At 47.2% G+C, this 15,002-nt stretch carries 13 protein-coding genes; 6 read left to right on the forward strand and 7 right to left on the reverse strand.

Going from position 1 to position 15,002, the window contains the following annotated elements; genetic code table 11:
• Positions 1-312: 312 nt before the first annotated feature.
• A complete protein-coding gene (locus QGP82_RS29430) occupies positions 313-2,178 on the reverse strand; it encodes a ferredoxin--nitrite reductase (protein WP_163698290.1) in 1,866 nt (621 codons plus the stop codon).
• 575 nt (positions 2,179-2,753) lie between these two features.
• Between QGP82_RS29430 and QGP82_RS29435 the strand changes: the two genes are divergently transcribed.
• From QGP82_RS29435 to QGP82_RS29445, 3 genes are all read left to right on the forward strand, one after another.
• Positions 2,754-4,028, forward strand: a complete 1,275-nt coding sequence (locus tag QGP82_RS29435) for a HEAT repeat domain-containing protein (RefSeq protein ID WP_499061796.1) — start codon at positions 2,754-2,756, stop codon at positions 4,026-4,028.
• A 385-nt stretch (positions 4,029-4,413) separates the two neighbouring features.
• On the forward strand, positions 4,414-5,340 hold the full coding sequence (locus tag QGP82_RS29440) for a LysR family transcriptional regulator (protein WP_006515233.1): 927 nt from the start codon (positions 4,414-4,416) through the stop codon (positions 5,338-5,340).
• A gap of 71 nt (positions 5,341-5,411) precedes the next feature.
• On the forward strand, positions 5,412-6,485 hold the full coding sequence (locus tag QGP82_RS29445) for an anthranilate phosphoribosyltransferase family protein (protein ID WP_499061797.1): 1,074 nt from the start codon (positions 5,412-5,414) through the stop codon (positions 6,483-6,485).
• Between the two features lie 33 nt (positions 6,486-6,518).
• Here QGP82_RS29445 and QGP82_RS29450 read toward each other — a convergent pair whose 3' ends face one another.
• The 4 genes from QGP82_RS29450 to QGP82_RS29465 all read right to left on the reverse strand — a co-directional run bounded on the left by QGP82_RS29450 (position 6,519) and on the right by QGP82_RS29465 (position 10,662).
• The gene (locus tag QGP82_RS29450; protein WP_499061798.1) at positions 6,519-7,262 is read right to left on the reverse strand and encodes a glycoside hydrolase family 24 protein; all 744 of its coding nucleotides are present in this window, start codon (positions 7,260-7,262) and stop codon (positions 6,519-6,521) included.
• A 468-nt stretch (positions 7,263-7,730) separates the two neighbouring features.
• Positions 7,731-8,267, reverse strand: a complete 537-nt coding sequence (locus QGP82_RS29455) for a hypothetical protein (protein ID WP_499061799.1) — start codon at positions 8,265-8,267, stop codon at positions 7,731-7,733.
• A gap of 338 nt (positions 8,268-8,605) precedes the next feature.
• Entirely contained in the window at positions 8,606-9,589 is a 984-nt protein-coding gene (gene ygfZ, locus QGP82_RS29460) for a CAF17-like 4Fe-4S cluster assembly/insertion protein YgfZ (RefSeq protein ID WP_163667650.1), read from the reverse strand.
• An 86-nt stretch (positions 9,590-9,675) separates the two neighbouring features.
• Entirely contained in the window at positions 9,676-10,662 is a 987-nt protein-coding gene (locus QGP82_RS29465; RefSeq protein WP_163667653.1) for an ABC transporter ATP-binding protein, read from the reverse strand.
• A gap of 164 nt (positions 10,663-10,826) precedes the next feature.
• Here QGP82_RS29465 and QGP82_RS29470 point away from each other — a divergent pair, with 164 nt between their 5' ends.
• The gene (locus tag QGP82_RS29470) at positions 10,827-10,988 is read left to right on the forward strand and encodes a hypothetical protein (protein WP_163667656.1); all 162 of its coding nucleotides are present in this window, start codon (positions 10,827-10,829) and stop codon (positions 10,986-10,988) included.
• A gap of 71 nt (positions 10,989-11,059) precedes the next feature.
• Here QGP82_RS29470 and QGP82_RS29475 read toward each other — a convergent pair whose 3' ends face one another.
• Together QGP82_RS29475 and QGP82_RS29480 are read right to left on the reverse strand one after the other, a co-directional pair.
• Positions 11,060-12,013, reverse strand: coding sequence for a sulfotransferase family protein (locus QGP82_RS29475; protein ID WP_499061800.1), 954 nt, complete (start codon positions 12,011-12,013; stop codon positions 11,060-11,062).
• Positions 12,014-12,242: 229 nt separating this feature from the next.
• Positions 12,243-13,682, reverse strand: coding sequence for a YcjF family protein (locus QGP82_RS29480; protein ID WP_499061801.1), 1,440 nt, complete (start codon positions 13,680-13,682; stop codon positions 12,243-12,245).
• A 170-nt stretch (positions 13,683-13,852) separates the two neighbouring features.
• On the opposite strand from QGP82_RS29480, the gene QGP82_RS29485 reads away from it, so the two are divergent.
• Complete coding sequence (locus QGP82_RS29485; protein WP_163667664.1) at positions 13,853-14,365, forward strand: DUF937 domain-containing protein; 513 nt, start codon at positions 13,853-13,855, stop codon at positions 14,363-14,365.
• Between the two features lie 183 nt (positions 14,366-14,548).
• The gene (locus tag QGP82_RS29490; protein ID WP_163667667.1) at positions 14,549-15,001 is read left to right on the forward strand and encodes a phosphate-starvation-inducible PsiE family protein; all 453 of its coding nucleotides are present in this window, start codon (positions 14,549-14,551) and stop codon (positions 14,999-15,001) included.
• Position 15,002: the final 1 nt, after the last annotated feature.

Genomic DNA, 15,002 nt, shown 5'->3' on the forward strand with positions numbered 1-15,002 from the left:
CATGGGTAATCCAGTCTGGTGCGAAATAATACCGTGGGCTACTCCAGCAGTAAGACCCAGGAAAGCAGGAAATATCAATGACTTTAGATTATCCATTAGTTAGAAAGCGTTTCTAATGATGCCAATAATGCCCATGGTTTATACGCCAGTTCTGTAACATTTTTAACGGCGTTAACAAACTGATTTTTATTTTGCATATATCCAATGCATTATTTGCATTTTACAGGTGTTTTACTGTCGTTTTTCCTAATAAAAACCCCCTTGATAGTTGATCCTGTCAAGGAGGTTTGCAATTGTCAAAATGATGCTTTCTTAAGCGTCAATCACTACCCGACCTTCCGCATGCGCGATACAGGTCAAAACTGCACCTTTCTCTCCAGCTTCAAGAGCCGCTGGATCGCCTTCATAACGAATCTTGCCCTCTATCAGAGGTAGCTTGCATGTGCCACAAGAACCAGACTGACAACTGCTTTCAACGTCTATCCCTGCTGCTTCAGCAATTGCCAAAATGGGTTGACCATCATCACAGTTAATCTCTTTGTCAGACTGAGAGAAAACAACAACGGCAGGTTTCTTCGTTTTAACAGGAGTAGCTGTTTCTGTTTCTTCAACAGGCTCGTCAATCACTACACCCGGTTTGAGGGTTGCTCCAAAGTTTTCAGTCAGCAGCTTGCGCACTACGCCGGGGAGTTCATCGCAAGGTACCTTTTGCATGACCCGCTCGCCCAGATGAGCGTCTTTGCCTACGGTGCCGCCCATATAGATGTCTACTGCAGGCACCATTTTGCCATTTTTGCGGGCTTTGGTGCCCATCATGCCAATTTGTGCCACCTGAGGCTGACCACAGGAGTTGGGGCAACCGGTCCAATGTATACGCACGGGCTCAGAAATATCTAACTCTGAGTCGAGACGTCGCGCGAGGGCCAAGGATTGCATCTTGGTTTCCACAAGGGCAAAGTTACAAAATTGGGCCCCTGTACAAGACACCAAAGAGCGCACTAAAGAAGATGGCTGAATGGGGAACGTCTGAACAATAGGTTCTGCTAAAAAGACGGCTAACCGATTATCTGGAACGTTAGCAATAATGACATTCTGTTCAACGGTTAGCCGCAGATCGCCACTGCCATAAACTTCAGCTACACGAGCTAAGTCCAGCATCTGTTCTGCCCGTAGACGACCTACGGGAATATGTAAGCCAATATAGTTAAGACCTTCCTGTTTTTGTTGAAAGACACCGACGTGATCTCGCTTATCAGCATCTAAGGCATCTTCAGGTGCGGCTGTGGCTAGGGGCTTGCCAACGCTTTTTTCCACTTCAGTGCGGAACTTGTCCATCCCCCATTCATCAATCAACCACATTAAACGGGTTTTTTGACGATTACCCCGAGAACCATTATCGCGATAAACCGTTAAGATGGCTCGACACAGTTCAACAACATCTTCTTTGTCTGCTGGAACCCATACATCTAGAGGGATGGCTGCCGCACATCGAGTGGATGAGAAGAAGCCGCCGACTAATACATTAAAGCCAAGATTGCCATCTTTGTAAGCGGGGACAAAGGCAATGTCATTAATCTCGGCATGCACCGAGTTGTCGGTACTTCCTTCGAGGGCAATGTTGAATTTTCTCGGCAAATTTGTGAAGTCATAATTACCTTGACCACTGTTGGTAATCATGTCTTGCACGGCTTGAACCAATTCTCGGGTATCGATTAATTCATTGGCATCAATCCCAGCAACAGGGGAGCCTGTAATGTTGCGGACATTGTCCATCCCCGATTGCATCGAAGTGAGACCAACGGCATGCATTTTGGAGAAAATATCAGGAATATCTTCTAAGTGAACGCCGCGTAGCTGCAAATTTTGCCGGGTTGTAATGTCAGCACTGCCATCGTCACCATATCGCTGAACAATTTCAGCTAGAACACGCATCTGTTGGGCCGAAATTAATCCGTGGGGCATGCGCAACCGCAGCATAAACTTACCAGGAGTAACGGGGCGGAAGAAAATGCCTAACCACTTGAGACGCTGGGTTAAGTCAGTCTCATCAACAGCTTCCCAACCCATTTCGGCAAACTTTTGTAGTTCGTCCTTAACTGCCAAGCCATCCTTTTCGGCTTTGTATTTTTCAAACTTATTGAGTTTTACCTTTTTCTCAGTAGTGGATGCGGTGACCACAGCAGCACTCCCAACATAATTAACAGAAAACACCTGAGCCCATCGGCCATAGGTGCAACCTTAGGCAGTTCATCGGTCTAGCCGAAGCAAAAAAAACGGGAGCAAAACACCAAGATTCCTAAGAATCTATGGCCCTGCCCCGCTAGACACACTTATAAGGAACCGCTTCAGGAGTTCATTTAGCTCGCTTGCTATCGAGTTAAATAAAGAATATTGAGAAAAACCTTATTTTTTTGTATAGAAAACTACCATTCCCAATGCACTCTTGCATGAATTGCATTGGAGTGATGCGTTATTTGGTGTTTTGATCTCTGTTTCTTACAGGTTTCAGTTGGTTTAATTGAGCGTTCTGGGTTTGTCTTGATAGTAGTCAGTGTCTAGCTTCTAAAGTAGGTGTGGCCATCTGTAAATGCCTACAATTAATTATTGGGACTTTAATGAGATCCCATCTTAAGCAGTGATACGTTGGCAAAATAATGCATATGTTGCATTTGAAAAATCGATATATGCATGGGTAAATGTGCTACCAGCTCCTTTTCGCGGAATAATGAACGAGATGTCTGTGGAGTTCATGTATGCCACCATCGAAGGGTCTTAGCGGCGTGGAACCCTCAGAGTTGGAAAGTCGAGTAAGTCACTGGCAGTACTTTAAATCGGGTGATTTTAAGCAAAAGTGGAACAGTGCCAAGCTGATTGTGAGAGAAGGGGATAGTGCGATCGCACCCCTCCTAGAGTTACTGAATGATCCTGCCGTTGATGCTGAAACCCACTGGTTTACCATTCGTGCCTTGGGGCATTTCCCTGGACCTGAGGTGATCGCCGCCATTGCCGAGCAGATTGATAATACGACTTACTATGTAAATCGTACGGCAGAGCAAGCGGCAGAGCTCAGTGCTTTCGCCATTGAGACGTTGGCGGCCATGGGGCCTGTTACCATTACTGTTCTGAGTCAGCTATTACAAAACCCCAGGCGACGTTTGCTAGCAGCAAAAGCCCTTAACCAGGTACGATCTAGCGGTGTTATTCCCGCTATGGTCAGTGTTGCCGGGGATGAAAATGCAACTGTCCGCTACTATGCCATCGATGCGTTAGGCAGTTTCCATAGCAGTGTTGTTACGCCTGTTTTATTGACTGCCCTGGGCGATCCAGCTACAGCGGTGCGTAAAGCAGCCGTGATGGCGTTGGGGCGTCGTCACGATTTGCAAGCACATCACCAGATCAGTCAAATGCTTCAACCGTTGCTATGGGATATTGATGTCAGTGTTTGTTGCCAGACAGCCCTTGCCCTGGGTCGTTTAGGTGATGAAGATAGTCTTGATGCGCTCCAACGGATACTATTGTCAATCCACACGCCAATAGCTCTACGCATCGATACAGTGAGAGCATTGGAGTGGTATTGCGATCATGTTGCCGCTGTCACCGAACAAAGTACACAGCGAGCTTTTGCCATCTTGACCCATGCGTTCAAAGAGTTTGCAACTACAGAGGCTGACGATAGCGAGTTGTTTACTGCTCAAGAAAAAACGCAGGTATTAGTAGCTATTGTTCGTGTGCTTGGGGACATGCGCCAGGTAGCCCTGTCTGAACAAGCCACCCACAGTTTGATTGAACAGTTACAAAACAAACCATCGGAGGCTGTCGTGCAGGCAGTGATTATGGCATTAGCTAGTTTGGGACTCCCCCAGGCATTTGATGCACTATTACCATTACTGAAGCATACGGCGGATGCTATCCCAATTCACACCATTGCTGCCTTAAAACGTTTGGAGCCTGACCATAGTTTGGAACGAGTTTCAAACTACCTTGAAGATAGCCCTGAACACCAGGCAGATGTTCTGAAGCTTTGGTAATTTACCCGATTAAGGCCTAGTCAGGAGTAAGGTCAACCTATAAGCTTAAGAAAATATTAAAATAAAGATAAAAATCTGATCTCCTGTTTCTCAATCCTTATTTTCAGAACCATATTTCTTTTGATAAACACTGACGGCATTATTTCAGTGCTTGTTTGACTGCTATTTTCAAAAAATGGCAGCAACCGGCCTACCCTAAGGGGGTTGTGAGGATTGCTACTGGTTGGAATGTATAGTGCAGTTTTAAAAATCTTTAGCAATATTTGCTTAGTTGGTCCGCCACCGGTAGCCAGACGCACTAAATATAATGTTAAGGCTGCCTAGAGTGGAGATGAACGGCTTCGCCATTTTTGGTGATTTTTAAGCCCCTAATCCTTGTAAGTCCATGCGCATAGAGCAGCTACAAGCATTTTTAGCCATTGCCGAGACCGGCAGTTTTCAGTCAGCAGCCCGTAAATGTGGCATTACCCAGTCCACCGTTAGCCGACAAATTCGTGGTTTAGAAGATGACTTGGGTATGCCCTTGTTTCATCGTACGGCCCAAGCCAAGCTCACCATTGGTGGAGAACGGCTTTTGCCCAGGGCCCGCCGGATTTGTCAGGAGTGGAAGCAGGCCACGAGTGAAATTGCAGATTTGCTGGAAGGTCGCCAACCAGAACTCTGTGTTGCGGGGATTCAGTCGGTGTGTTCTCACTTTTTGCCGCCAATTATCACCCAGTTTTGTCAGCGCTATCCTAAGGTACAGTTGCGGGTAACGGCCCTCGGTAGCGATCGATCTCTCAAGGTTTTGCGAGATGGCCTGGTGGATATCGCCATCGTTATGCACAATCCCATGCTGACTAATTCCCAAGAGATGTCGGTCACTCCTCTATATGAGGATCGGGTGGAAGTGTTGATGGCGGCTGATCATCCTTTGGCAACCTATAGCCCGGCTCCTTGGTCTGAAATTGCCCGTTACCCCCATGTGGTCTTTAAAGATGGCTATGGCATGCAGCGATTGGTTCAATCTCAGGTGCCTGAAACTGAGTTAAAAATGGCCCTCGAACTTAATACCCTCGATGCATTTCGAGGTGTTGTTCGCCAAGGTAAAATGATTGCCCTATTGCCTCAGTCGGCCCTGGCTGAAAGTCGTCGAGATCCTGGTTTAGCTGTTCGCAGCACAGCTGCACCTGTTCTGACTCGTCAAGTGGTCATGGTGACTACCCAAGATCGTCTGCGGTTACCGCCCGTACGACAGTTCTGCGATATGGTTCAGCGTTTAGCAGATGAAAGCTTTAGTCAGCTCAGTGAATTACCTAGCCTAGTGGCCTAAAGTTAATTGGCCTATCTAGGTCATTTTGATGGGTATACCCCCAATCTCTAACGTCCACCCCCAGTCTCATTATGAGCAACACCTTTCGAGATCTTTTAAAGAAGATCGGTAGTGGCACCCATACCTCAAAGCACTTAAGTCGAGAAGAATCTGCCCTTGCTACTCGGATGATGCTTGAGCAAACGGCAACCCCTGCTCAGATTGGTGCTTTTATGATTGCGCAGAGGATTAAGCGACCCACCATTCCAGAACTTGCTGGCATGCTAGATTGCTACGATCAAATGGGGGGAAAATTAACAGCACCGCTGACCGACTATCGGACGATGGTGTTAAACAATCCCTACGATGGTCGTGCTCGTAATGCTCCGGTGACACCTGTTACTGCGCTAATTTTGGCTGCTGCAGGGGTGCCGGTGATTTTACATGGTGGCGAGCGGATGCCCACCAAAATGGGATTACCCCTGGTTGATATTTGGCATGATTTAGGTTTGACTTGGCGACCATTAACGCTTGACCAAACCCAAAAAGTGTTTGAGCTTACCCATGTGGGCTTTGTCTACATGCCTCAACACTTTCTTGCAGCCCATGGGTTAGTTCCATATCGAGAGCAAATTGGCAAACGACCCACACTGGCTACCGTAGAGTTAATGTGGTCCCCCTGCGATGGTAAACATCATGTTGTCAGTAGTTTTGTACATCCGCCTACAGAAACCCGTACTCAGGAAACCTATCAGCTGCGCCATACCGAAGAATTTACAACGGTTAAAGGGTTAGAAGGCAGTTGTGATTTAGCCCGCAGTCGGACAGCAATTATTGGCATGGGAAGTCTGAAAGATGGAGAACCTGTATTTGAACGTCTGTTGCTCCATCCAAGAGACTATGGGTTTGAAGGTGCGGATCCGAGTTTAGATGAGAATTTTAATCGTTATCTAGAACAGGCAATTTATGGGGAGCCGACGGAGTTAACCCGTTCAGTGATTTGGAATGGGGGGTTTTATCTATGGCGCGCAGAGGTGGCAGCAACTCTCACAGATGGTTTACAACAGGCGCAGCAGTTGCTGGAGTCTGGTCAGGTACAGGCTAAACGCCAACAGATTAGAGATGCGATCGCAACCGTACTGAATCCTCAACTCTCTGCTGTTTAATCAATGATTTCCATCACCGCTGCCAATCAGCCGCTAGGGGACTGAGAGTTCTTCTTCTAGCATCTCGCCATAGATGCGAGGCAGATGGCCGGACATAGAATTGGTTTCGATGCCATAACCTAGACTGGTCCAGGTGCCTGATAGCAGTTCTAATACCTGATTGATTTTCCCAGCCTGTAATTGCTGACTAATATCCGTTCCCCAAGCATCTGGATCAGCCAGCCAGCGATAGACAACAACATCCTGTGATTCAGGCGAAAAATCATAGACTTGCCAAAATTCAAACCAGTCCGGCGGATAGGGATGGTACTGCTCGGCTTTGGCTTGCCAGGTTGTTGTCAAAAACTGATATCGCCCCGCAGCGGTTGTGCAGTCACCCAGATTTGGACCGGTTTCGATCGGTACACAGGTATCAGGATGGTGACTCAATTGATCAATGGTCTTGCCACCATACAGCAGGCGATATGGCTTATCCATATTCGATTCGCTGGCTGAGATGGTCCGCATTAGGGCACGTATATATGGATCACCCCCCACCATGGCCAAAGGCAATGGGGATTCTACCCAATTAGCTGAGCCTAGGCCTAATAACCTAGATGGATCAAACCATGCTTTTGGTAAACGGTAGGGCCAATTCATTTTTGGGGATGCCCAGTGGAAAAGCACCCCAATAACCCCTAAAAACATCAAAATTGTGATGAGCAGAGGACCATAATCTGCCTTTTGCTGTGGGGCAGATTCTTCATCAAGAGAATTAATAGGAGGGCGGGAAGACAAGTTTCAGGATCCTAGACAGGTGAATTGATGGTCAATGAGTGATGCAAGACCCACGATCACGAAATACACGATAAGGGTGTCTAATTTCCGTTGCTTTTGATATTGACCCTGGAGTTGAAACGAAAAATCTTTGGAATCCTGATAAAGGCTCTAGATTATATCGCAATAGAATCGTGGCTATATTGCTATACATATGGCTTGGCGCAGCCTCTCCTTCAGAGATATGCAGCCTCTCCTTCGGAGATGAGATATGCATTCAGCAGTGTGCTATAAGTTTCGTGAGCATCTAGTATATCGAACTATTGAATTATCGCCACGGTAACGTGACCTGTCTGTGCCAATATTCCCATGGGATTGTCCATCAACAACCATCAGCATTAAAGGGAGCTGCCTATTGGCAGCTCCCTTTATAGAGAGTTCAGCATATATATATGAAAGCAACACCGAGCAAATTTAGCCCATTTAGGGTTAAGCGACTGCTCGTTCTCGAGGTTGCTGACTTGCTGTGACAGATGTTACTTTCTCAACAGCCGGTTCATACTTGGTGTACCAAGCTTCGCTACCAGGTGTAGGCATCAATTGTAGTTGAGTTAACGCCTTATCAATCTGACGAAAATAATACTCTTGTTCTATGGAGATAGAACGGGGATGACGTTCAGACTTATGATCTGTTGTGGCATGAGACAGAGAGAGTAGCCAGCCGTGAACCCTACGAATACTTGTTTTGGCGTCAGCAATGCCATTAACAAATGGTGTAAATGTGGGGGCATTGTAAGCGTCGTCGTCGGTTAACCATGCAGCCGTTTCGAGACTTGGTAGATTCAGCAGCAGCTGATGCAGAGCTCTGAGATCGGCTAAATAATTGTTCCAGGGAATGACCTCCTGGGAGGACTGACGCTGAGAATACTCTAAATCGTACACGTAAGATTTGACTGACGCTAACGCATCACTAACAGCGTAGCGAACTGCTCGATCAAGCGGTAATCTCCAAGGGGATGTTGCCATGACTAAAGCCTCTAAATAGTATTGTTATTTGCCACATTGATATGAAACTGACTATCCCTGCCCTGGGGTAGGGATAGTCTTAGGAATAAAGTTTTTTTCAAACCTGATGCGTTGGCCTATTCCTGCAGACGGTGAGTGTTCTTCAGAACTAAACTGGCATGAATCTCTTAACGCACTTTCAGAGTACCCATGTCAGAGTTAGTCTTTCCACTCGGAAACGAATTTTAAAAAACCTGCAGCGAAAAACCCACGCTTCTCCTATTGTAGCTACTAGTTGTTCTGTTTTAAAAAAGAAATTCCTGAGAAAATATTAAAAAATAACATTGCTATCCGTTGAGCTAGGGAGCAGTAATGGGAGACTGACTGTCATCCAAATAGCCACGGGATAAAAATGGCAGATCTATTGCCTCAGCCGTAGTGTCTTCTACCTCTAAAGTTAGCCCCGCGCCTCCGGCTTTAGTACGCAGGTACCCTAATCCCCAAACACCAGTATCGTCAGCTACCACACTAGTGATTTTGCCCATGGGAGCACCTTCCAGGCTGAGGGCGGCATCAGCAGGTACTAGTTTGTCCAGCTTAAAGCCCCAAAGTTGTTTCTTCACGCCCTGATAGGTGTTGAGTCGAGCAATGGTTTCCTGGCCGATATAACAGCCTTTTTCAAAGGAAACTGTATGCCAGAGTCCAGCTTCCAGGGGGTTATCTTTATCGGTTAATTCTTTCCCAGGCATAGGGCGACCTTGACGAATCCGTAGTACTTCCCATTCCTGGGCGGATAGGCAAGATATCTGTTGCTCAATTAGCCAGTTTTGTAACGCAGGACCGTGCTCTTTAGCACCGATTAAGGTATAGCCAGGTATTCCCAAACCGGTTTCTCTGACAACTTGAATTTCAACGTTGCCAGCAGGCCAATTGGCCAGGATATGGCTGTAAGGGGCAGTATCGGGTTGAGGTAACTCAAGTTTGGTTAAAAGCTGGTCAGTTTCTGGGCCTAGGATGGTAATGGCAAAGGTTACTTCGGTTTGATTGCTGAGATTAACTTTGTCGGCAAAAAAGATATAGCGGTCCATCCAGGCGATCAGTTCGTCTGCCATGCCAGGAGATACCATCAGCAGAACACTACTGTTATCTACATAGGCGCTGACTAGATCCAGGGTGCGTGCTGTGGATGTAACCAGTACTGTTTCACAGCCCTGGCCGGGTGCTAATTGTTCAAAGGCATTCGTCGTTTGGTTATGGAGAAAGCGGAGTCGATCATCTCCAGTGATCTGAATCCGCCCCCAATCTGAGCGATCAATAAATGCAGTAGTAGAGACTTCGACCATGACAAATGCTGAGACACTACGTGGTGAAGTTTATACTTTAGAGCTATTTGGGGGTGATTGTGTCCCCTTGATCGGGAAATTAGTGTTTAGGTTTTGCTGGGTGCTGTCCCTTGCTGGTTGATTTGCTGAATAAAAAACGCCTCTAGGGAAAGCCGACTGAGGTCTAGAGTAATTAGACGGCCATTCATCAAGGTGACGCTGGCCATAAAGTCGTTGGGATTCCCTTGGAGATAACCTTGCCAGTAGCCGCCTTCGAAGGTGAGATTTTGCAGCCATTTTTCTAGAACATCCAGACTGCCCCCCTGGCCTTTTACAAAATAGGCATCGGGAGCCCCGAGTAGCTCATGGAGACTGCCCTGGCAGATCAGTTCACCTTCGTTAAGGATAGCGATGCGATCGCAAATGACTTCCACATCGGCCAAAATATGACTATTAAAAAAGATCGTCTTACCCTGGTCTTTCAGCGACAGAATGACTTCCCTTACCAGGTAGCGACCCGTAGGATCCAGTCCCGACATGGGCTCATCTAAGAAAATGATATCTGGATCATTAATTAGGGCTTGGGCCAGGCCGATGCGCTGCAGCATCCCCTTGGAATACTGGCGCAGCTGTTTTTTAATGGCCGCCTGTCGTGATAAACCTACCCGATCCAAAAGTTCAGGAATTCGCTCTTTATATATAGAGGCTGGAATATTAAACAAACCAGCAGAGTAGGTGAGAAATTCCCAGCCAGTTAGATAGTCATAAAAGTAAGGATTTTCTGGCAAGTAGCCGATTTGCTGCTTAACAGTTGGGTCGCCAGCAGGCTGATTAAGCAGCTGAGCACTGCCTGAAGAGGGACGGATAATACCTAAAAGCAGTTTGAGGAGTGTGGTTTTGCCAGCACCGTTTGGGCCTAATAATCCAAACGTTTCTCCTTGATATATCTCCAAGGAACAATGCTGTAGTGAGGTTATCTTTTGATTTAGCCAAAAACCCGTGCGATAGGTCTTACTCAGATCCTGAGTTTTAACGATAACCGGACGATGCACAATGGCAGACGGGTTAGCACCAGTGGGAAAAACGGTGTCCATTAACTCACAAAATACGACCCTTAACGGGGCGCTGCACACATTAGGTATGGTCTAGTCGGTATAGTTGAGAAAGGGGGTAGATTCTCAATAACCTAGATTAGGTTATCAGAGCGTTTAAATAGCCCTGTCATACTATGCCAAAACGTTAGACTACCTCTTTTAATATGGATCGTTCAAAAATTGTTGCGATTATTACGGGTGCAATTTCATTAGTATTAGCCATTGCCTATTTATTACTGGTGCAGATGCTGGATTTTCGTGGCGAAATGGTGCCAGCACCGATGGGTAGTTTGGTGCTGGGTTGGGGGAATTTCTTGGTCAGTTAAAAGAAATTCTGTAGGGGCGTACAGTTGTACGCCCCTACAAAAATAATTCTGTATTTTTCAAGTCCTTTTCCTTAGCTGGCATCCTTCAGCCAGGCCGACAAATCCCGTTGCAAAAGATCCTGGAGTTTTAGAATATCTTCGCGATAGTACTGCTGTAGGAGGAGCATGTCTTCCTCTGTGAACTTCGCTTTGTCCTTGTCTTGGGAATTTATGGAAATCAGCTTTTCACGCAGCTGATGTCTCAGATCTGTGGGAACGAGCTGCATGATGCCAGTGGCAACCGTGCGGATGGGGTTTTGGGTTTTGAGTAGGCGATTGAGTGCTTGGTTCTTGGGAACTTTGGCTGTTTGGGCCTTTTTATCAGTATTTGCCACAAAATCAGCGTTTACGCCAATGGATTGATAGATGCCCTGCATAAAGGTTTGAGAGTTTTTGCGCAGGTCGTCATAGAGGAAGACATCTATGCGGTTGCGATCGCACACATCAAAAAAGTGCTTTAGGGATTCGTAATATTTTCCCTTTAGCAACACATAGGACGTGTCGCCACGGCTGCGGACTTGTTCCGCCAGGGGCGTCTGTTTGCCGATGGCGTCGCGCCTGTTCATTAAATAGTCAGAACAGGCCCGTTCTACGGGATTACGTAGTATGGCAATCAGTCTGGCTTTGGGTAAACGCTGTTGAATCAGCTCAGCCGAGGTTTGGTAGTTGAGCATGTAGTTGGGAGACACCTCTCCCAGGGCCAGATGCTCATCGGTTGCCCCATCAAATAGTTGGGTATATAGGTCCCAACTAACAAGTCCATTTTTTTTACGGCGTTTCATCTCAGCTGATGCATTGTCCCAGTCCTTGTTAAAGAAGTCTGTTTCTTTAACCGGGCTCATGTACACCTGGGGATGCTGCTTTAGATAGTTATATATAGATGTCGTCCCTGCTTTTTGCACACCAATAATTAGAAACGTTGGTGTGCGCTTGGCGACAGCTGACTTGAGAATACTGGGGGCAGGCTGCGCGTTGTTAGCGGTCATTGTTAATCAGGGCTGAGTAGATTGGGGCTAGGACAATTTAAATATCTATTGTCGTTATCTCTAGGGTGTAGAGATGTATCTAATGGGCTTAAGGAGTATTAATCTGACGATGCCATCAGATTAATCGCTGTATCACCATTCTATGGACAAGTTTTCCTTATAGATAGTCATTTTTGGTAACTTCATCTCTGTTACATAAACCTGATCCGTAGTGGCCTCAGCAGTGGGTTCAGCTACGAACAGAGGCGATGGCTTGCTGAATAAATTGTTGAACGATTTGGTCGCGACGGTTGAGCTGGTAGTGCTTTTCCAAAACAGCTTGCATACCGCCATCACCCCAATCCTGTTGGTTTTCAAAATAGTCCACAAAACTTTTGCCCGCGATGCGGGTTAAATAGGCGGCGCTCACACCCTGTAAAAGTTTTCCAGCGACGGCTGTGGCCAGATTTGCCTGGAGTCCAACGGTTAATAGTTTGAGTGCTCCTTTAACCAGGCCCAAGCTGCCCATGGTTTTGGCTAACGAGATCGCTAGGGTGCGGGCATCCTCGATGCTGACGGAGATGCCATAGACCTGCCCCAATTCCACCACCATTTGGGTATTCACGGCGGCGGTGGCTAGCATATCCACGACGGGTAGCGGTGTGGCGGCTAATACTCCTGCCCCAATCCACTGGTAGCGGTCAATAATGGCCTCAGCCTTTTGCTGACGTTGTTGGGTTAGCAGCTGTCGTGCTTCTATGCTCAGCCGCTGGGACTGTAGCAAAATGTTGTTGGCAATCAGGTCGCGACCTTCGGCCCGAAGAATGGCAATGATGCGGTCGATGAGGGGCTGAATGTAGGGGGTGGGTTCGTCTTTGGGATGAGCTGCGATCGCAACCACATCCTCACCCTCCATCTGCTGTCCGATCCGCTGCCGCAGTCGACTGACCAATAGCGCCACCTCATCATCGGTGTAAAGATCAATCTTGTTCAGCACTAGCAAGGTGCGCTTACCCACTGCTAGCAACTGCATCAAAATCTCATACTGCGCCCGATGCAAATCATTGTCGACTACATACAGCAATAAGTCAGCCTGGGTTGCGAGTTCTCGGGTGTTTTGATCTGCCGCACCAACATCGAGTAAACCGGGACTATCACTGAGGATAATTTCCCCATCAATGGCCGGAATAGCTATCCGGTAATCTTGCTGTTGAGTCGTTGTCCCTTTAGTGACCGCTGTTTCTCCAGCCATTTCTCCCATTAGGGCATTGGCCAGAGATGTCTTACCTGCTGAGCCGCTGCCCACAATCACTAAATGCAGCCGCTGTTGTTCAAAGGCATGGGTTACGGTTTTCGCCCGTTGAACTAACGCTTGCCGCGCAACTTCATCTTGGATGTGGCTGAGCTGTTGATCCAGACTTTGCAGTTGGGCGACGGCAGCTTCGCTGGTGGTTTTGGGCAATGGTGGCGGCTGGGCACGATGACGCGGACGCAAAAACAGCCAGCCATAATAAGCAACTACCCCCAACGCGGCTAGCATAAGCACCACGATCAAACTAGTGATTGCCTGAGCCAACCATGGATGTAAGTTAGACAGGCCAGCATAGAGAGTCCCCAAGGTGCTGATCAGCCATAACAGCAAACCGAGAAAAATCAAAACTGCAATAGCGATGATTAGAGGTCGCCGCATAGATGGTGCTCGCTGTCGTTAGGTGACATCGCTGATTGAATATTAGACATATAGCCTAAATTCATAAAATGAAATTGCCAATTTTTTACCTGAGTTAGTGTAGCGTCCTACTATACACAAGGCGGATGAGTGTCGCCAATTGTTGCTAACCAAGGACATCTTTAATCCCCATGGGAATATTTGATCAAGTAATGGGAGCCATTCAGGACCCCAATCGTGAAGCTAGCATCGGTCAGCTTGGCCAAATTGTATCGATGGCGCAGCAGGTTGCTCAGTCAAACAACGCTAACCCTTCAGCAACTCAGCAAGCTGCCTCTGTGGTGGGTGGCTTTGTTCAATCGGCACTGCGGGAAAAACAACAAGCCCAGGGTATGGACGCTGTTCTTGACTTAGTCAAACAGGGTACGACAGATGGTGCTGGTGTACTCCCTCAACTATTTAGCCCTGCACAGCAAAGTGCGGTGGCAGCAGCCGTAGCTGAAAAAACGGGCCTTGATGCCAATCAGGTGCAGGCTATGCTGCCCATGGTGATTCCCATTGTGATGAAGTTTCTTAATCAGGGAGCTGCTAAGTCTGGGACTCAAGCCCAAGGCAATCCACTGGTCACTGCTTTCCTCGATGGTGATGGCGATGGCGATGTGGATATGGGTGATATTTTGAAAATGGCTGGTCGGTTTATGTAAATAGGCCTACTACGGGTAGTAAGCAATGGGCAATGGGGGGATCTTAACCGCTTATCAGCACCCTAATAATTTGACGCCTCAAAGCCCACTCCCTATTCATTACTCCCTACTCCCTATTCCCCGCTCCCCACCATCTGCCTTGTATAGTGCTCCTAGAGGGGATCCGTTTTCTGGAGCATCTGTATGGGCAGTAAGAAAAATGGCAAGCGATGGAGTTGGTTAAGTGCTGAAAGCTTTCTCCACGGTATTGATGGCATAGAAACTATTGTTTCGAAGCTGTTATCCATTGCCATGCTGGTGGTGATCTTTGTGATCATGGTCGATCTGGTTCGGTTTTTAGCGGTGGCATTATTAGAGCCTAGCCCTTCAGGCTTTTTTAAAAACACCCTCAGTGAAATTTTTGGCCTATTTCTGAGCGTCCTAATTGCTCTAGAAATTTTGGAAAATATCACCGCCTATCTAAAGAAGCATGTGGTGCAGGTAGAGCTGGTGATCGTTACCTCACTGACAGCGGTGGCGCGTAAAATTATTATCTTGGATCTAGAAAAGGTAACCGGTATTAGCCTTATTGGTTTGGCAGTTGCGATTCTCGCCCTGTCAATTAGTTATTGGATTGTGAGGAATATCCATAGCTAAA

It is taken from the genome of Leptothoe sp. LEGE 181152 (genome assembly GCF_032906605.1).
GTDB lineage: Bacteria > Cyanobacteriota > Cyanobacteriia > Phormidesmidales > Phormidesmidaceae > Leptothoe > Leptothoe turfae.